Raw genomic sequence first — 17,019 nt, forward strand, 5'->3', positions numbered from 1 at the left:
CCATGACCAGCGAAACCATCGCCGAAGAAGAAACCGGCCACGACTACCGCCAGGCGCTCGACGAGGGCTACCTGCCAATCCGCGAGGTGGCACGCAGCACCGGTATCAACGCCGTGACCCTGCGCGCCTGGGAACGCCGCTACGGCCTGATCGTGCCCTACCGCACGCCCAAGGGGCACCGTCTCTATTCACCGGCCAACCTCGTACGCATCAACGCCATTCTCGCCTGGCTGGCTCGCGGCGTTGCCGTCGGCCAGGTCAAGGCACTGCTCGACCATGAGCAGGTGCCGCAAGCAACCCAGACCGACAACTGGTCACGGCAACGCAACGAGCTGCTCGGTTGCATCGTCCAGTTCAACGAGCGACGTCTGGATGATCGCTTCAACTCGGCCCTGGCGCTCTACCCGACCAGCACCCTGGTCGAGCAACTGCTGTGGCCGCTGCTTGGTGATCTGCGTCAGCGCTGGCAAGGCCAGTTCGGCGCACGTGCCGAGCAGGTGTTCTTCCTCTCCTGGCTACGCAGCAAGCTGGCCACTCGCATCTATCACTGCAATCGCCAGGTCGGCGGCGCGCCGCTGCTGCTGATCAACCTCGGTGAGGCGCCAATGGAGCCGGGCCTGTGGCTGTGCGCCTGGCTGGCCAGTGCCAGCGATTGCCCGGTGGAGGTCTTCGATTGGCCGCTGCCATCCAATGAACTGCTGACGGCGCTGGAGCACATCGCCCCGCGCGCCGTGCTGCTATACGCCGAAGAAGCGCTGGACGGCGCCCTGGTGCGCCGCCAGTTACCCCGTCTGGCCGAACAATGCCCGGTGCCACTGCTGCTCGCAGGCCCCGCAGCCCACATTCACCGCGACTCGCTGACCAGCCTGGAGTCGGCCAGCGACCCGCTCGCCGCGCACGCCTGGCTGTTCCGTAACGGCTTGCTCGGCGCCCAAGAGGTCACCCCATGCAGCAACTGATGTGGTTTCGCAGCGACCTGCGCATCCAGGACAACACCGCCCTGAGCCGCGCCATGAGCAGCGGCGCGACCATCGCCCTGTATCTCGTCACGCCCGGTCAATGGCAGCGCCATGACGATGCCCCGAGCAAAGTGGACTTCTGGCTGCGCAACCTGGCCGAGCTGAGCAAAGCCCTGGCAGCGCTCAATGTGCCGCTGCTGGTGCGTCACTGCCATGACTGGAGCGAGGCGCCGGTGCAGGTCGCCGAGATCTGCCATGAACACGACATCAGCGCCGTGCACGTCAACGAGGAGTACGGCATCAACGAGAGCCTGCGCGATCAACGGGTCTGCGCCTACCTCGGCCAGCAGGCCATCGCCTGGCACAGCCACCTCGATCAGCTGTTCTTCAAGCCTGGCAGCGTACTGACCCGCTCCGGCGGCTACTTCCAGGTCTACAGCCAGTTCCGCAAGGTATGCTACGAGCGCCTACACACGGCCCTACCGGCATTGATCGCCCCACCGAAGGCGCAAACGCCGCTGGAAATCAGCAGTGACGCCATTCCCGAAACCGTAGAGGGTTTCGCCATCCCCAGCGACAGCCTGCGCCTGCTCTGGCCAGCCGGAGAGGAGGCTGCGCTGCAGCGCCTGGCGCGCTTTAGCGACGAGCAAATCATCTACTACAAGGACGAACGCGACTTCCCCGCCAAGCCTGGCACCAGCCAGCTATCGGCCTACCTGGCCGCCGGCGTCGTATCACCGCGCCAATGCCTGCATGCAGCGCTCGCGGCCAATCAGGGCGAGTTCGACAGTGGCAACCCAGGCATCGTCACCTGGATCAACGAGCTGCTCTGGCGCGAGTTCTACAAGCACACACTGGTTGGCTACCCTCGGGTATCTCGCCACCGTGCCTTCCGCCTGGAAACCGAGGCGGTGCCATGGCGCCACGCCCCGGAAGAGCTGGCCGCCTGGCAAGAGGGCCGCACCGGCCTGCCGATCATCGATGCGGCCATGCGCCAACTGCTGGAAACCGGCTGGATGCACAACCGCCTGCGCATGATCGTCGCCATGTTCCTGACCAAGAACCTGCTGATCGACTGGCGCGAGGGCGAGCGCTTCTTCATGCGTCACCTGATCGATGGCGACCTGGCGGCGAATAACGGCGGCTGGCAATGGAGCGCCTCCACCGGCACCGATGCGGCGCCCTACTTTCGTATTTTCAACCCGATCAGCCAGTCACAGAAGTTCGATCCCGACGGCCAGTTCATTCGCCAGTGGGTGCCGGAGCTGGCCGGGCTGAACAAGCGCGATATTCATGATCCATCCGCACTGGGCGGCCTGTTCGCACCAGCCGGTTACCCGCGCCCGATCGTCGACCTGTCGCGCTCGCGCGAGCGCGCGCTGGCGGCGTTCAAGAACCTTTCTGCGCGGGAGGTTCCGGCATGAGTGCATTTCTTCATGACTTCGCCGAGCGCTTCGCCGCGCTGAACAAGGACAACCTCGATCTGCTCGGCGAGCTGTACAGCGACGATGTGCTGTTTCGCGACCCGCTGCATGAGGTGCACGGCCTGACAGCGGTACGCCGCTATTTCGCCGAGCTGTACGCCAACGTGCAGGCGCTGCATTTCGAATTTCACGGCTTCGATCAGGTTGCCGAAGGCGAAGGCTACCTGCGCTGGACCATGCGCTACCGCCATCCGCGCCTGCGGGGCGGTGCCGAAATTGCAGTCGAAGGCTGCTCACACCTGCTCTGGCGCGACCGTGTCTATCAACACCGCGATTATTTCGATGCCGGTGCGTTGCTCTACGAACACCTGCCGCTGCTCGGTAGCGTGATCGCCTGGTTGAAACGGAGGCTGGCATGAAACGTATCTGGCTCACTGGCGCCAGCAGTGGCATCGGTGCCGCACTGGCCGAAGAACTGCTCAAGGCCGGCCATCAACTGGCACTGAGCGCGCGTAGCAGTGGCCCATTACAGGACTTCGCAGCGCGCTATGGCGATCAGGTGCTGGTCGCCCCGGGTGACCTGACCGACGCCGAGCAGGTACACGCCATCGGTGAACGCATCGCTCAACAGTGGGGCGCGCTGGATTGCGTGATCCTCAACGCCGGCACCTGCGAATACGTCGACGTGCGCCAGTTCGAGGCGGCGATGATCGAACGCGTGGTCAGCGCCAACCTGTTTTCCGCCAGCTACTGCATCGAAGCAGCCCTGCCCCTGCTGCGCCAGGGCGAGCGCCCGCACCTGGTTGGGGTCGGCAGCTCGGTGACCTTCATGCCGCTGCCGCGCGCAGAAGCCTATGGTGCCTCCAAGGCCGCCATGCGTTACCTGATGCAGACACTGCGTATCGACCTGGCCAGCGAAGGCATCGACGTCACCCTGGTCAGCCCCGGTTTCGTCGACACCCCACTGACGCAGAAGAACGACTTCCCGATGCCCATGCGCTGGCCGGTCGAGCGCGCCGCCCGGCATATCGCCGCGCGCCTGGACAAGCGCCCACACGAGATCGCCTTTCCCACTCCCTTCATCGCCGTACTGAAACTGCTCGGCAGCCTGCCCAGCAGCCTGCAACTGGCCATAGGTCGCCGCATGGCGCGCAACGAGGACAACGCATGAAAATCGCCATCGTCGGCAGCGGCATCGCCGGCCTGACCTGTGCCTACCTGCTCAACCGCCAGCACGACATTCAGGTGTTCGAAGCCAGCGACTGGATCGGTGGCCACACCCACACCGTCGACGTGCAGGTGGAGGGGCGCAGCTACGCCATCGATACCGGTTTCATCGTCTTCAACGACTGGACCTATCCCAACTTCATTCGCCTGCTGGAGCAGATCGGCGTCGGCTTCAAGCCCACCGAAATGAGCTTCTCGGTCAGCGACCCGGCCACCGGCGTGGAGTACAACGGCCACGACCTCAACACCCTGTTCGCCCAACGCAGCAACCTGCTGTCGCCGGCGTTCTGGGGCATGCTGCGCGACATCCTGCGTTTCAATCGCCAGTCGCTGGACGACCTGGCCAACAACCGCATAAGCGCCGACACCACGCTCGGCCAGTACCTCGACAGCAATGGTTACGGCCGGCGCTTCATCGAGCATTACATCGTGCCGATGGGCTCGGCCATCTGGTCGATGTCGCTGGCCGACATGCTCGGTTTCCCGCTGCAGTTCTTCGTGCGCTTCTGCAAGAACCATGGCCTGCTCTCGGTCAGTGACCGGCCGACCTGGCAGGTGATCGAAGGCGGCTCGCGCAGCTACGTGGCGCCGTTGACCGCCAGCTTCGCCGAGCGCATTCGCCTCAACTGCCCGGTCAGCCGCGTCATGCGCGATGAAGACGGCGTCACCCTGCACAGTGCGGCCGGCGCCGAGCGCTTCGACAAGGTGATCTTCGCCTGTCACAGCGATCAGGCCTTGGCCCTGCTCGATCAGGCCAGCGAGAAGGAACGTGAAATTCTCGGTGCCCTGCCCTACGCCAACAACGACGTGGTGCTGCATACCGACACGCGCCTGCTGCCCAAGCGCAAGCTGGCCTGGGCCAGCTGGAACTATCGCCTGGGCGGGCCGCGTGAACAGATGGCGGCCGTGACCTACGACATGAACATCCTGCAGGGTATCGAGAGCGATACCACCTTCTGCGTCAGCCTCAACCAGACGGCCGCCATCGACCCGAGCAAGATCCTCGCACGCTTTCAGTACGCCCACCCGCAGTACAGCCTGGCCGGTACCGCAGCCCAGGCGCGCTGGGAAGAGCTGCTCGGCGGCCAGCACACCTACTACTGCGGCGCCTACTGGGCCAACGGTTTTCATGAAGATGGCGTGGTCAGTGCGCTGCGTGTAGCGCGCGCCTTCGGAGAAACCCTCTGATGCACAGCGCCCTGTACAGCGGCTGGGTGCTGCATCGCCGCTTCGCCCCGCGCGCCCATGCCTTTCGTTATCGCATGGGCCTGCTGTACCTCGACCTGAGCGAACAGGCGCAACTGTTCACCCTCTCGAAGCTGGCCGGTTCCGGCCGCTGGGCGCCCTTCGCCTTCCGCGAGAGCGACTACCTGCCCGAGTTCACCCGCCAGGGTGTGGCGCTGCAGGAGGCCGTGCGTGATCGCGTGGAGCAGGCACTGGGCACGCGCCCACAAGGTCGCATCTGCGTACTGACCCAGCCGCGCAGCTGGGGCCTGGCCTTCAACCCGGTGAGCATCTTCTACTGCCATGATGCTGACCAGCAGCTGATGGCGATTCTCTGTGAAGTCAGCAATACGCCGTGGCGTGAGCGTTATCACTACGTGCTGCCGGCAGAGGGCGAAGGCCGTCACCAGGTCAGCGTGGACAAGGCCTTTCACGTCTCGCCCTTCCTGCCGCGCGAGCTGCAATACCGCATGAGTTTCAGCGCGGTCGGTGAACGCCTGGGCGTGCACATGGCCGACTGGCAGGGCGAAACCAAGATGTTCGACGCCAGCCTCAGCCTGCACCGCCAGGCCCTCGACCGCGCCAGCCTGCACCGCTATCTGCTCAGTTTCCCCTGGATGACCGGCAAGACCCTTGTCGCCATTTACTGGCAGGCGATGCGCCTGCTGTTCAAGCGCATCCCGATTTTCGACCACAAGCCCGCGGAAGGCAGCTTCCGTGTCGCCCGCCCGCAAGTGAAGGACATGCACCATGAAGAGCTCTAGCCTGACCTCCACCAGAAGCCTGGTACGCAGTGGCAACGGCATCGGCGCCGGCCTGTTGCGGCGTGCCGTGATACGCCAGTTGCAAAACCTGCACCACGGCCTGCTGGTCATCCACGAGGCGGGCGACAGCCTGCACTTCGGCAACCCGCAGGCCAGCCTGCGCGCCGAGATCACGGTGCATGACCCGGCAGTCTGGGGCCTGGTGGCGGGTAACGGCTCGATCGGCTCGGGTGAGGCCTATATCCACGGCTACTGGAGCACGCCGGACCTGACGGCGGTTATCCGCATCTTCGTCGCCAACCTCGACGTGCTGGACGCGATGGAAGGCGGTCTGGCACGCCTCGGCCGACCGTTGATCCAGGGTCTGCACTGGCTCAACCGCAACACCAGGCAGGGTTCGCGTCGCAACATCGCCGCGCACTATGACCTGGGCAATGACCTGTTCGAACAATTCCTCGACCCGACCATGATGTATTCGGCAGCCATGTTCGCGAACGAGGACGACAGCCTGGAGCAGGCGCAGCTCAACAAGCTCGAACGCATCTGCCAGAAGCTTGCGCTGAAGCCTTGCGACCACTTGCTGGAGATCGGTACCGGCTGGGGCAGCATGGCCATCTATGCTGCGACCCATTACGGCTGCCGGGTGACCACCACCACCCTGTCGCGCGAGCAGCACGCGCACACCGAGCAACGCATTCGCGAGCTGGGCCTGGAGGATCGCGTCACCCTGCTACTGGAGGACTACCGCGACCTCGAGGGCCAGTACGACAAGCTGGTCTCCATCGAGATGATCGAAGCCGTCGGCCATCGCTTCCTGCCCACCTACTTCGAGCAGTGCGCGCGCCTGCTCAAGCCCGACGGGCTGATGCTGCTGCAGGCCATCACCATCCGCGACCAACGCTACGAGCAGGCCTGCAAGTCGGTGGACTTCATCCAGCGCTACATCTTTCCGGGCGGCGCCCTGCCCTCGGTGCAGAAGATGCTCGACGTAGTCACCCGGCACACCGACTTCAACCTGCACCACATGGAGGATTTCGGCCTGCATTACGCGCGTACCCTGCGCCTGTGGCACGACAACCTGCGTCATGCGCGGCAGCGACTCGAGCAACTGGGCTACGACGATTACTTCTATCGCCTGTGGGAGTTCTACCTCTGCTATTGCGAAGGCGGCTTCCTCGAACGCACCATTGGCACCGCGCAATTGCTGCTGGCCAAACCGGCCGCTCGCCCTGCGCCTCTGTTAGGAAACTTCAATGCCTAAGCTGATCGCCAATGCCATCCTGTTCCAGCTCGGCTGGCTGGTCTGCGTCTTTGCAGGTGACAGCCTGTGGCTGCTGGCGGTGGCAGCGATCATCGGCGTGCACCTGTTGTGGGTCAGCAGCTGGGCCGCCGAAGGCAAGCTGCTGCTCAGCGTGTTTCTCGCCGGCAGTGCGCTGGACAGCTTCCTGCTCAACCTCGGCGTGTTCGATTTCGGCGAGGAGCGCCAGCTGATTCCCCTGTGGCTGGCCTTGCTCTGGCTATTGCTGGCCAGCACCCTCAATCACTGCCTGGCCTGGACCGCCCAGCCCTGGTGGCGAGCCAGCCTGCTCGGCGCGGTTTCCGCACCGCTGTCCTACTACGGCGGCGCCAAAATCGCCGGCGTCGCCCTGCCGCTGGGCACCTGGCCAACCCTGGCGATCTTCGCGCTGATCTGGGCCGTGGTGCTGCCGGTGCTGCATGGCTTCGCCAAACTCTATCGCGGGCAATACGAGCAGAGTCTGCGCAACCGCCGCTCGGCCTAGCCGATCACTGCTGTAGGAGCGGCGCCCAGCCGCGAACCAGGCGGCACGGCCCCAAAACGCTTCGCCCCGAGGCGGGGCTCCTACAAAAAGCGGCTGGCCGGCCTGCTGAACTGACGGCACTGTCCGCTGCACCCTGTCAGCCCAAACCCCGCGTATCCACTGCATGGCGTACACTGCCGCGCCATGAGCCAGACCATCCCCCATACCCAACTGCCAACCGAGCCCGAGGTCAGTTGCAGCACCTGCGCGGCTTGCTGCTGCCAGCTGGAAGTCATGCTGTTCGGCGATAACGACGTGCCGCAGCATTTCATCGATACCGACCAGTGGGGCAGCGAAGTGATGCGTCGCCTGGACGACAACTGGTGCGCAGCGCTGGACCGCAACAGCATGCGCTGCACCATCTACGAAGTGCGCCCACTGATCTGCCGGGAGTTCGAGCTGGGTTCGGCCGAATGCCTGGAAGAGCGCCGCGGTATCGCCCAAGCCTATCGCTAGCAGAGCGCACTGCGCAGGCCAGAGGCACAATGAAAAAGGCCAAGGCTTGCTCATGTCAGCCAGTTCAGCCGTTGCCCTCGATCTTTGTAGGAGCCGGCTTGCCGGCGATCCGCCACATAAAGCATCGCCAGCAAGCTGGCTCCTACAAAAACACCCCCTCTACTGCAAGTATGAGGGGGTGTTAAAGAACTTATCTGATCGGCATCAGGGCTTGCCCGGTCTTTTTATTCAGAAGCTCATGCGGTAGTGCACGGTGTAAGCTTCTGCGCCGTCATTGGGGTTCTTCAGACCCGCGTTGGAGTAGTGGATCGCGCGCAAACCAATCTCCTGGCCCGCGAAACGCAGACCGACGCCGATGCGGTCTTCGAACTGAAACGACGAGCCCAGCTCGTTACTCTCCAGATCGGTACTGGAGAAGGCTGCAACGCCGATGCCGGCCTCGATGTAAGGGCGCACGTTCTGCCCGGCGAATTCGTAGACGAACACTGGCGAGAACGACAGACTGTGATTGCTCGCCGTTTCGTCGCCATCCCAGTAGGTGTAACCCAGGTCCCAGTAGCCAGTCAGACGGCCATAGCTGCTCTCCAGCCAGCTGTGGTTCCAGTCCCACTGCGCACCCAGGCGATAGACCATGGTGGAATCGCCACTCTGACCAATAGCTGCGGTTACATCCGCAGCCTGTGCAGTACCCAGAGTTCCAAACGTCAGGGCCGCTGCTGCAGCAAAGGCACACAACTTCTTCATGAGTCATTCCTTTATAGCGAGAGGTTTTTATTAGGCTCGTTGCAAAAATATAGAAGTATTCGATATCAGAGAGAGCCTAATTCCAAAAAAATTCACTATATCGAAAGAACTTCGGACTCTTCATTCAACAAAATCGGCAATACGCGGCAAAGCTGCGCAGTTTCTCCGCTACTCCAGTAGCGCGTGGCCTGAGCGGGCGCGGTTGCCAACATGTCGTGCTGAGTGAGCAAACGCTGCAGTTGACGCGCCACTGCCGCACCGGTGTCGATCAGGGTTACCGAGGCCGGCACCAGCTCGCTCAGCAGCGGACGCAGGAAGGGATAGTGGGTGCAGCCGAGAATCAGCGTGTCACAGCCCTCGACCAGCAGCGGCGTGACATAGCCGCGCAGCAGCTCACGGGTAGCCGCTGCCTGCAGCTCCCCCGCCTCGATGCATTCCACCAGCCCCGGGCAGGGCTGCGTGATCACTCGCACATCATTGGCGAAGCGGTCGAGCAGAGCAGCGAATTTGGCGCTCTTGAGCGTACCGGTGGTTGCCAGCACACCGACCACGCCACTGCGGGTCGCCGCCGCCGCCGGCTTTACCGCAGGCTCCATGCCGACGATGGGCAAGTCCGGATAACGCTCGCGCAAGTCGGCGGCCGCTGCGGCCGTCGCGGTATTGCAGGCCAGCACCAGGGCCTTGGCGCCTTGCGCCAGCAGGTGCTCGGTGATCAGCACGCAGCGCTCGCGAATGTACTCCGGGCTTTTTTCGCCGTAGGGCACATGGCCGCTGTCAGCGACGTAAAGCAGCGTCTCGTTGGGTAGCAACTGACGAATCTCGCGCAGCACCGACAGGCCGCCGACGCCGGAGTCGAAAACGCCAATCGGCGCCTGCGACTGACTCATTTCAAATCATCCCCACGGCTACGCAGCCTATGCCTAGCGCCCACCGCACACCTCGCAGGCCGGATCGCGCTTGACCCGCAGTTCGCGAAAGCGCGTGCCCAGCGCATCGATCAACAGCAGACGGCCTACCAGCGGCTCACCGAAACCGGCCAGCAGTTTCAGCGCCTCCAGTGCCTGCAGGCTGCCGACCAGGCCGACCAGAGGCCCGACCACACCGGCTTCGCTGCAGGTCAACTCGGCTTCGCTGCCGTGGCCATACAGGCAGTGATAGCAGGGGCTGGCCGCATTGCGTGGATCGAACACCGACAGTTGCCCTTCCAGACGGATCGCCGCGCCGGAGACCAGCGGCTTGCCGGCAGCGACACAGGCAGCGTTGACCGCCTCGCGGGTGGTGAAATTATCCGAGCAGTCCAGCACCAGATCGACGGCGCCCACGGCGGCGGCGAGCGAGTCGGCGTCCAGCGCCTGACGATGCGGCACCAGGCTGATCTGCGGATTGATCGCTGCCAGACGCGCCATGGCAGAATCCACCTTGGCCTGGCCGATGCTGGCGGTGTCGTGGGCGATCTGCCGCTGCAGGTTGGTCAGGTCCACCGTGTCGAAGTCGGCCAGGTGCAGTTCACCGACGCCAGCGGCTGCCAGGTACAGCGCCACTGGCGAACCCAGCCCGCCCATGCCGACGATCAGCACACGGCCCTGCTTGAGGCGCAACTGCCCTTGCACATCGATCTGTTTCAGCAGGATCTGTCGACTGTAACGCAGCAGTTCTTCATCGCTCAGCATCTGATCACTCACGGTCGAAACGTCCCAAACTGATGCGCTCATGGCCGCCCAGGTCACGCCGGCTATCGACCTCGACGAAGCCGCCCTCGGCGAGCAACCTGCGCACGTTCTCGGCCTGGTCGAAGCCATGTTCCAGCAGCAGCCAGCCACCGGATAGCAGGTGCTCCGGCGCGGCCTGGATGATCGCACGAATATCGTCCAGCCCGTCGCTGCCGGCGACCAGGGCGCTACTTGGCTCGAAGCGCACGTCGCCTTCGTTCAGATGGCGGTCGTCAGCGCGTATATAGGGTGGATTGCTCAGGATCAGGCCATAGCGTTGTCCGGTCAGCGCGGAGAACCAGTGGCTGTGCAGGAAGCCGGCATTGCCCAGTTGCAGGCGCTGGCGATTGCGTTCGGCCAGGGCCACGGCATCCTCGACGCGATCCACACCGGTCACCTGCCAGGTCGGGCGTTCGCTGGCCAGAGCCAGGGCGATGGCGCCGGTGCCAGTGCCCAGATCGAGCACGGCCAACGGCGCTGCAGGCAGCAGCTCGAGCGCGGTTTCCACCAGCAGTTCGGTGTCAGGGCGCGGAATCAGGGTATGCGGCGCCACTTCCAGATCGAGGCTCCAGAAGCCCTGATGACCGAGGATATAAGCGACCGGCTCGCCCTGACGGCGACGTTGCAGGTTGTTCTGAAACCGGGCCAGTTGATCGACATCCAGCTCACGCTCCGGCCAGGTGCGCAGGTAGCTGCGCGGCTTGTTCAGCGCGGCGGCCAACAGCAGCTCGGTGTCCAGACGCGGCGTCGGCGAATCAGGCAGATCGGCGGTGTTGAGCAGGGATTCGATGGTGACCATGGTTCATCCTGGCGGCATTCTTCTCCCCTCTCCCGCTTGCGGGGCTTGAGCGGAAATAGTGAAGCATCGCTTCGCTCGCTCAAGCGCCCTGAGCTCTGCGAGGGGCTGGGGCGCAGAGCTCAGGGCGCTTGGCTCCAGCGGGGCGTTTCTTGTTGCCTCCGGCCCCCGCCCCACCCCGTCCTATCAGGCGCATTGATCAACTGTCATCAAACCGAGACATGATCGATGTGGCTTCGGCGAATCTCGGCGATATCGTCGACTTCACCCACAGACTGGCTAGTATTGAGCAAGCGCCCCCAGCGAACGGCAACCTGCCTCCAGCAACAAGCAGCTGGCACAAGACTTGCCAGTGCATTCCCCTGGCGCCAGAATGCCGACCGTCTATCGCCGGGAAATTTCCCGCATGGAATTGCCGCTCGCCTCAAGGACCGCATGAACACCAGCCCCGAAACGCCACTAGCCGAGCCGGAAAGCAACATTACGTGCCTGATAATCAAGACCGGGCGCAGCGATTGTTACGCGCACTTCTATCCGGCGCTGTATCAGCTGACCCTGGTAAAGAGCGGCATCGAAGAGAAGATCGATCTTGGCTATTCCGGTAGCCGCCTGCTCGAGCGTTTGCTGCAGGAGCCCGGCGAAGTGGTTTCGCGCGAGGAACTGATGAGCCACGCCTGGGCCGATCGGGTTGTCGGCCAGGGCAGCCTCAACCAGCAGATCTACACGCTGCGCCAGGTGCTGGGCGACGAAAAGAGCCGCGAGATCATCCAGACCCTGCCGCGCCGCGGCTATCTGCTGAACCCCAACTATCTGGTCTATCCGCCGAGCATCGACGACATCGGCGCAGTCAGCGACCCCCTCGATACGCCAGCGCCGCAGCCAGCCTTTCTGCGCCGCCACAGTCGTCAGCGGGCATCCTGGCTGATGCTGCTGAGCCTGTTCAGCATCATCGGTATCGCCTTGTTCACAGCGCTGTACATGATCAGCCAGCCCGAAGATCTGCACAGCAGCGAAATGAATCTGGGCCCACTGCAGGTGCGCTACATCGATCAGGACCCGCACAGACTGCAGCAGCTTATTCTGCAGACTCACGGCCTGACCAGCAGGCTTACGGTACTGGCTAGCAAACCGGCCAATCTGGTACTGAGCCTGCGCGGCGGTTTCTATGAGCTGCTGTGCCTGCAGGTCAATGGTGGTGCACGCTCGCTGATGTTGCACGAAAGCCAGCTGGATCAGGTGGCCGATGCCCAACTGAGCAGGTGCCTGCCATGAGTCAGAGCAAACAGTGCGGCATCAGCGGCGGCTGGTTGCTGATCATGCTCGCCACGGCCTTGACGATGCTGCTGAGCATGCTCGCGTTGTGGCTGAGTTTCATCTCCAGCGCCGAGCTCGACGGTCGTTACCAGTCCAGCGGTCAGGTTCATCTGAGCCACGGCCAGGTGTTGGAGATCAGCCACAGCCTGCAGGTCAACCATGGTCGTTTCTATGCCATGACCCGGCAAGGCGACAGCATCCTGGAGACGTCGGGGGTCGTGGAGTACGGCTTCCTCGGTAATTACCGGCTGCGCGTCGAAGACGGCCAGATCACCGGCCTGGCCAGCGAAGTCGACGACGAACTGGTGTTCAACCTGCTCTACGGCCGACACAAGGGTTCGACCATTCGCCTGACCCGCCTCGATGGCTGCCTCTATGCGCTGGAGACTCGACAGGTCTACTGCCGCACGCAGCGCCTGTAACCTGCCACCGCCCCGCATCACGAATCCGGCGCACTGAGCTGCGCACCCTCGGCGCGGTACTCCACGCGCACCTGGCCCTCGCCGAACAACTCGCGGTACAGGTCTTCGGCCTGACTGGTCAGCAACAGCAGCTCGATACGTCGATTGGCACCGTTCTCCGGATCACTCGGCAACAAGGGCATGCCATCCGCCTGAGCGGTGACCTGCAGCACGGTGCTGGGTGGCAGACCGGCCTCGACCATCACGTTGCGTGCACGCAGTGCGCGGTCGCCGGACAGGTTCCAGTTGTTGTAGCCACCGACGACGCCACGATAAGGGGTGGCATCGGTGTGGCCGCTGATGATCAGGTGGTTGTCGACCTTGGCCAGAATGGCCGCCAGGCGCTCGAGCAGCGTGGCGAAATGCGGGTCCAGTCGTGCACTGCCACGGCTGAACATGAAGCGCTGGGCATCGTCCTTGATCAGGATGCGCAGGCCCTGCGGCACCACCTGCACTTCGATGTTGGCCTCGGCATCCAGTTGCAGCGCCAGCGCCTCCATCAGCTTGGCCAAATCCTGCATCTGCTGCGACTCGGCATAGTGCGGTCGACGCGGCTCACCGGGCTGACCCTCGCCCAGGGCCGCGCCGGGGTCTTCCTGCGGTGTACGCGCACGATTCTCGGGATCGCGGCGCGGGGCGACCTGAACCGGCACGCCATCGAGGTCCAGCGGCGTGGTGCTGGTGCCATCGAAGATGCCGGCACCACCATCGACCAATGGATTGTTCAGCATGTCGGCATTGGCGCGGCTGGCGTCCTGGGTCTGCGGCTGGATGATCCACAGCACCATGAACAGGGCCATCATGGCCATGGTGAAATCGGCGAAGGCTACCTTCCAGGCACCGCCATGCCCGTCGTGGCCACCCTTTTTGCTACGACGTTTGATGATGATTTCATGGCCTTCACCGGCACGCGGTTTCATGCCGCGTCCCTTTCATCTTCGTAACGGTTGACCCAGATCTCGAGCTGTTTGAACGCCGGTTTGACGTCCTGCTCGATCAGCTTGCGTCCGGCGTCCACCGCCAGCAGCGTGGGTTTGCCGGCGACGTGCGCGACCAGCGTGGTGCGCACGCATTCGAGTGCCGACATCTCGGTCTTGATGCACTGGCCCATGGCGCTGGACAGCGGGTCCATCACGCAATAGCACATGAAGATGCCGAGGAAAGTGCCCACCAGAGCGGCGGCGACATGGGCGCCGATCTCGGCCACCGAACCACCGATGTTACCCATGGTGATGACGATGCCGAGGATCGCCGCGAGGATGCCGAAACCCGGCATCGCCTCACCGATCTTGTGCAGCGAGCGCGACGGCTGCATCAGCACGTGTTCCATGGCCTCCAGCTCCTGCTCGAGGAAGCCTTCGAGTTCGTGGGCGCTGATCTTGCCCATGGCCATCAGCCGGAAGTTGTCGGCGATGAAAGCCATCAGGTTCTTCTCCTGACGGATCAGCGGGTACTTGGCGAACAGCTCGCTCTGCTCGGGCTCCTCGATATGCGCGTCGAGCACCTTGAGGCCGCCGACATCGACCATCTCCAGCAACTCATAGAGCAGCATCAACAACTGGCGCTGAAATTCCTCGCCGCGTTTCTTGTAAACGAACACGCCTTTGATCTGATGCAGCATCTCGATCAGCACGTCCTTGGGGTTGGCCACCACCAGAGCACCGAAGCCCGCCCCGACGATGATGATCACTTCGGCCGGCTGCCAGAGCATGGCCAGCTCACCATGGGCCATGACGTAGCCACCGAGCACGCAGGCGACGATGATCAATGCACCTAATAACTTCTGCACCCTAGCCTCTCTCGTTCAGGTAGCGACTGGCCTTGGCGATCGCCTGCTTGCTCAGCTGGCAGACGCGCGCGTCGCTCAACTCCAGCACCAGGGCGATTTCCTTGAGGCTCAGCTCATGTTGGTAGTAAAGGGTCAGCACCAGCCGTTCACGCTCGCTGAGCTGGCTCAGCGCCTGAGTCAGCAGACGCTCCTTGAGCACGCGTTCCTCGACCGCACTGCTGCCACAGGCGAAGCCCTCATGACCGTTCTGTAGCAACTCATCGAGGCTTTCGATGGCCTCACAGGCATCGGCCTGGAGAAACTCCTGGTAATCCTTGCTACTGATCCCGGCCGCCTGGAGGATCTCTTCCTCCTGCGGAACACGCCCCAGTTGCCGCGCCAACTGGCGAATGGCATCGCGAATCCTGTGGGTCTGCTGGCGCACCTGGCGCGGCCGCCAGTCCTGGCGGCGCAGTTCATCGAGAATCGCACCACGGATGCGCAGCGCAGCGAAACGACCGAACTGCTCATCCGGGGTGCCATAGCGGCGCAGGCATTCGAGCAAGCCCATCAGGCCGATCTGCTCCATGTCTTCGCGGTCGAGTACCTGGTTGGCCTGCAGCGCCAGCTGACTGACGATGCGCTTGACCAGCGGCAGGTACTGCAACAACCACTTCTGCTCGGCCCCTGGGGCGAACAGCGCAGCTCCGCCCTGTTCGGCAGCGTAGCGATAGTCAATGGCGCAGTTGGCGTTCATGGCGACGGTACCTACTGGACGATCAGTTTGCTGACCAGCACATTGGCGAACGGCATCGCCAGCTTCTTGCTGGCGAAGTCATCGAACAGCGCGCTTTCCAGCGCGCCCTGCAGCTCTGGAATGGGCATGCCGCGCAGCGTCTCGAAGGTCATGGCAGACAGGTGGGCAACCACCGAATTGCGCACCATCGGGTCGATCTGCTCGAGCTTCTTCGGATCGGTTTCGAGGTCGGCCTGCAGCACCAGGTCGAGCACGAAGTAATGCTCACGGTTTTCGCCTTTCAGGCTGACGATGACCTTCTCGATGGGGAAGAAGCGGTATTCGCTGGTCGCCTCTTCCGCCGCCGCAGCGCCGTCGACAGGCAGGCCGAGCACTGGCTGGCCCGACTGCATCGAGCGCAGCGTCGCGTAGTTGAAGACGGTGCCGCCGATCACCACCAGGGTGTTGAAGATAAGCAGCAGCAGGATGATGCGCGGCATGGTCATGGTTGGTTCTCGATCCACTTGCAAAGGGTTAAACGGTAACCAGCACGTCGCTGGTGGAATTCGGGTTGCCGCGCTCGCTGGTCGGCGTGATAAGCCTGGCGGCCTGCACCATCTCTTCGCCCTGCCAGGCCTGGCGTGACTGGCCTTGCTGGCGACCGCCCTGAGCATCGGCGGAGACCTGCACGTTGACCTGCACGAAGTTCTGCCCGACCAGCTCCTGACGCAGACGCTCGCTGGTCTGCTGCAACAGGCGGGCGACATCGGCGTTGGCAGCCGAGAGCTGCACACTGAGACGGCCGGACTCATGACTGAGGAAAATTTCCAGGCTGCCCAACTCAGGCGGGTCGAGACGGATGGTGGCGTTCTGTATGCGCTGGTTGATCTGCAGCTCCACATGCTCGCGCAAGCTGGCCAGCATCTGCTCGCCCCACTGCGTCTGTGGCGCATGCAGCTTGAGCGGACGCTCGGCAGTCAGCGGCGCAGAAGTCGCCGCAGAGGAAGTAGCGGTGCCGGGAATCGTTTTATCTGCATCCGTGCTGACACTCGGCAGGCGTTCGAGATCGCTCGCCTCGATGCTTTCACTCGCCATCGCCATCGCCGGCACTGCCGTCTGTAACGCAATCTCGGCTGCCATCTGCGGCATGGGCGTCGCTGCCTGGGACGACAACGATTGCTGGCTGAACGCTGGAGCACTTGCGCTGTGCGCTGGCTGGGCTGGCAACTGCTCACGCGGCTGCATCTGCGCCTGGCCAGGGAACTCGACAGGCAACGCGGCAGCCTGATCGATCTGCTCCGAGCCGTCCTGATGCACCTGTTCGTGCAGCACCTGCTCAGGTGTTTCACGCGCCTCGATATGGACCGACTGCTGGTCCAGTACGCTGGCCAGCCACTGCTCGGCATCCGCTTCGCTGAGGGTGACCTTCACGGCAGTGGCACCTTCACTCAGAGCTGCCCCTGGCTCGGCGGCGATGAAGCCCTGCACGGCCATCTGCAGATCGAACAGCGGAGTCTCACCGCCAGCGCTCCCTGCCTGGGCAAAACCGGCAGGCAGGGTTTGCCCGGCGGAGTCCGTCAGGTTCACCAGAGCATTGGCATTGATCAGTTGCAGCAC

20 protein-coding genes are annotated in these 17,019 nt (G+C 63.5%); 11 read left to right on the forward strand and 9 right to left on the reverse strand.

The annotated features are described in order from the left end of the window. Positions 1-2: 2 nt before the first annotated feature. The 9 genes from GV002_RS11525 to GV002_RS11565 all read left to right on the forward strand — a co-directional run bounded on the left by GV002_RS11525 (position 3) and on the right by GV002_RS11565 (position 7,874). The gene (locus GV002_RS11525; RefSeq protein ID WP_160018502.1) at positions 3-959 is read left to right on the forward strand and encodes a MerR family transcriptional regulator; all 957 of its coding nucleotides are present in this window, start codon (positions 3-5) and stop codon (positions 957-959) included. Then, positions 947-2,383 carry a deoxyribodipyrimidine photo-lyase gene (gene phrB, locus GV002_RS11530; RefSeq protein WP_160018503.1) on the forward strand — a complete coding sequence of 479 codons (1,437 nt, stop codon included), beginning with the start codon at positions 947-949 and terminating at the stop codon, positions 2,381-2,383. The genes GV002_RS11525 and phrB overlap by 13 nt, the downstream gene beginning before the upstream one ends. After that, positions 2,380-2,802, forward strand: a complete 423-nt coding sequence (locus tag GV002_RS11535) for a nuclear transport factor 2 family protein (protein ID WP_160018504.1) — start codon at positions 2,380-2,382, stop codon at positions 2,800-2,802. The genes phrB and GV002_RS11535 overlap by 4 nt, the downstream gene beginning before the upstream one ends. Beyond that, positions 2,799-3,554, forward strand: a complete 756-nt coding sequence (locus GV002_RS11540) for an SDR family NAD(P)-dependent oxidoreductase (RefSeq protein ID WP_160018505.1) — start codon at positions 2,799-2,801, stop codon at positions 3,552-3,554. The genes GV002_RS11535 and GV002_RS11540 overlap by 4 nt, the downstream gene beginning before the upstream one ends. Further along, positions 3,551-4,798 (forward strand): NAD(P)/FAD-dependent oxidoreductase, encoded by a 1,248-nt coding sequence (locus GV002_RS11545; protein WP_160018506.1) that lies wholly within the window; start codon positions 3,551-3,553, stop codon positions 4,796-4,798. The genes GV002_RS11540 and GV002_RS11545 overlap by 4 nt, the downstream gene beginning before the upstream one ends. Next, positions 4,798-5,598: a DUF1365 domain-containing protein gene (locus tag GV002_RS11550; RefSeq protein ID WP_160018507.1), complete on the forward strand. Its 801-nt coding sequence runs from the start codon at positions 4,798-4,800 to the stop codon at positions 5,596-5,598. Before GV002_RS11545 ends, GV002_RS11550 begins: the two co-directional genes overlap by 1 nt. Further along, positions 5,585-6,859 carry an SAM-dependent methyltransferase gene (locus GV002_RS11555; RefSeq protein WP_160018508.1) on the forward strand — a complete coding sequence of 425 codons (1,275 nt, stop codon included), beginning with the start codon at positions 5,585-5,587 and terminating at the stop codon, positions 6,857-6,859. The genes GV002_RS11550 and GV002_RS11555 overlap by 14 nt, the downstream gene beginning before the upstream one ends. After that, positions 6,852-7,379 carry a DUF2878 domain-containing protein gene (locus GV002_RS11560; protein ID WP_160018509.1) on the forward strand — a complete coding sequence of 176 codons (528 nt, stop codon included), beginning with the start codon at positions 6,852-6,854 and terminating at the stop codon, positions 7,377-7,379. Before GV002_RS11555 ends, GV002_RS11560 begins: the two co-directional genes overlap by 8 nt. A gap of 183 nt (positions 7,380-7,562) precedes the next feature. Next, complete coding sequence (locus tag GV002_RS11565) at positions 7,563-7,874, forward strand: YkgJ family cysteine cluster protein (RefSeq protein WP_160018510.1); 312 nt, start codon at positions 7,563-7,565, stop codon at positions 7,872-7,874. A gap of 228 nt (positions 7,875-8,102) precedes the next feature. Here GV002_RS11565 and GV002_RS11570 read toward each other — a convergent pair whose 3' ends face one another. The 4 genes from GV002_RS11570 to prmC form a co-directional block, all read right to left on the reverse strand. Beyond that, positions 8,103-8,618, reverse strand: a complete 516-nt coding sequence (locus GV002_RS11570) for an acyloxyacyl hydrolase (protein WP_160018511.1) — start codon at positions 8,616-8,618, stop codon at positions 8,103-8,105. A 95-nt stretch (positions 8,619-8,713) separates the two neighbouring features. Continuing rightward, positions 8,714-9,505: a glutamate racemase gene (gene murI, locus GV002_RS11575; RefSeq protein WP_160018512.1), complete on the reverse strand. Its 792-nt coding sequence runs from the start codon at positions 9,503-9,505 to the stop codon at positions 8,714-8,716. A 33-nt stretch (positions 9,506-9,538) separates the two neighbouring features. After that, the gene (locus tag GV002_RS11580) at positions 9,539-10,288 is read right to left on the reverse strand and encodes a molybdopterin-synthase adenylyltransferase MoeB (protein WP_160018927.1); all 750 of its coding nucleotides are present in this window, start codon (positions 10,286-10,288) and stop codon (positions 9,539-9,541) included. Positions 10,289-10,292: 4 nt separating this feature from the next. Then, complete coding sequence (gene prmC / locus GV002_RS11585; protein ID WP_160018513.1) at positions 10,293-11,126, reverse strand: peptide chain release factor N(5)-glutamine methyltransferase; 834 nt, start codon at positions 11,124-11,126, stop codon at positions 10,293-10,295. Between the two features lie 432 nt (positions 11,127-11,558). Here prmC and GV002_RS11590 point away from each other — a divergent pair, with 432 nt between their 5' ends. After that, positions 11,559-12,395: a winged helix-turn-helix domain-containing protein gene (locus GV002_RS11590; RefSeq protein ID WP_160018514.1), complete on the forward strand. Its 837-nt coding sequence runs from the start codon at positions 11,559-11,561 to the stop codon at positions 12,393-12,395. Continuing rightward, positions 12,392-12,859: a hypothetical protein gene (locus tag GV002_RS11595; protein WP_160018515.1), complete on the forward strand. Its 468-nt coding sequence runs from the start codon at positions 12,392-12,394 to the stop codon at positions 12,857-12,859. The genes GV002_RS11590 and GV002_RS11595 overlap by 4 nt, the downstream gene beginning before the upstream one ends. A 17-nt stretch (positions 12,860-12,876) precedes the next feature. Here the strand turns inward: GV002_RS11595 and GV002_RS11600 are convergent, their stop codons facing one another. From GV002_RS11600 to GV002_RS11620, 5 genes are read right to left on the reverse strand one after another with little or no spacing between them, the layout of a single operon-like run. After that, a complete protein-coding gene (locus tag GV002_RS11600; RefSeq protein ID WP_160018516.1) occupies positions 12,877-13,818 on the reverse strand; it encodes a flagellar motor protein MotB in 942 nt (313 codons plus the stop codon). Then, positions 13,815-14,687: a flagellar motor stator protein MotA gene (gene motA, locus GV002_RS11605; RefSeq protein ID WP_021487573.1), complete on the reverse strand. Its 873-nt coding sequence runs from the start codon at positions 14,685-14,687 to the stop codon at positions 13,815-13,817. Before motA ends, GV002_RS11600 begins: the two co-directional genes overlap by 4 nt. 1 nt (position 14,688) lies before the next feature. After that, positions 14,689-15,423 (reverse strand): FliA/WhiG family RNA polymerase sigma factor, encoded by a 735-nt coding sequence (locus GV002_RS11610; protein WP_160018517.1) that lies wholly within the window; start codon positions 15,421-15,423, stop codon positions 14,689-14,691. 11 nt (positions 15,424-15,434) lie between these two features. Then, entirely contained in the window at positions 15,435-15,908 is a 474-nt protein-coding gene (locus tag GV002_RS11615; protein ID WP_160018518.1) for a flagellar basal body-associated FliL family protein, read from the reverse strand. A gap of 28 nt (positions 15,909-15,936) precedes the next feature. Further along, positions 15,937-17,019: a flagellar hook-length control protein FliK gene (locus GV002_RS11620; protein WP_160018519.1), complete on the reverse strand. Its 1,083-nt coding sequence runs from the start codon at positions 17,017-17,019 to the stop codon at positions 15,937-15,939.

It is taken from the genome of Pseudomonas sp. 8O, assembly GCF_902506495.1.
In the GTDB taxonomy this organism is placed as follows: Bacteria; Pseudomonadota; Gammaproteobacteria; order Pseudomonadales; family Pseudomonadaceae; genus Aquipseudomonas; species Aquipseudomonas chaetocerotis.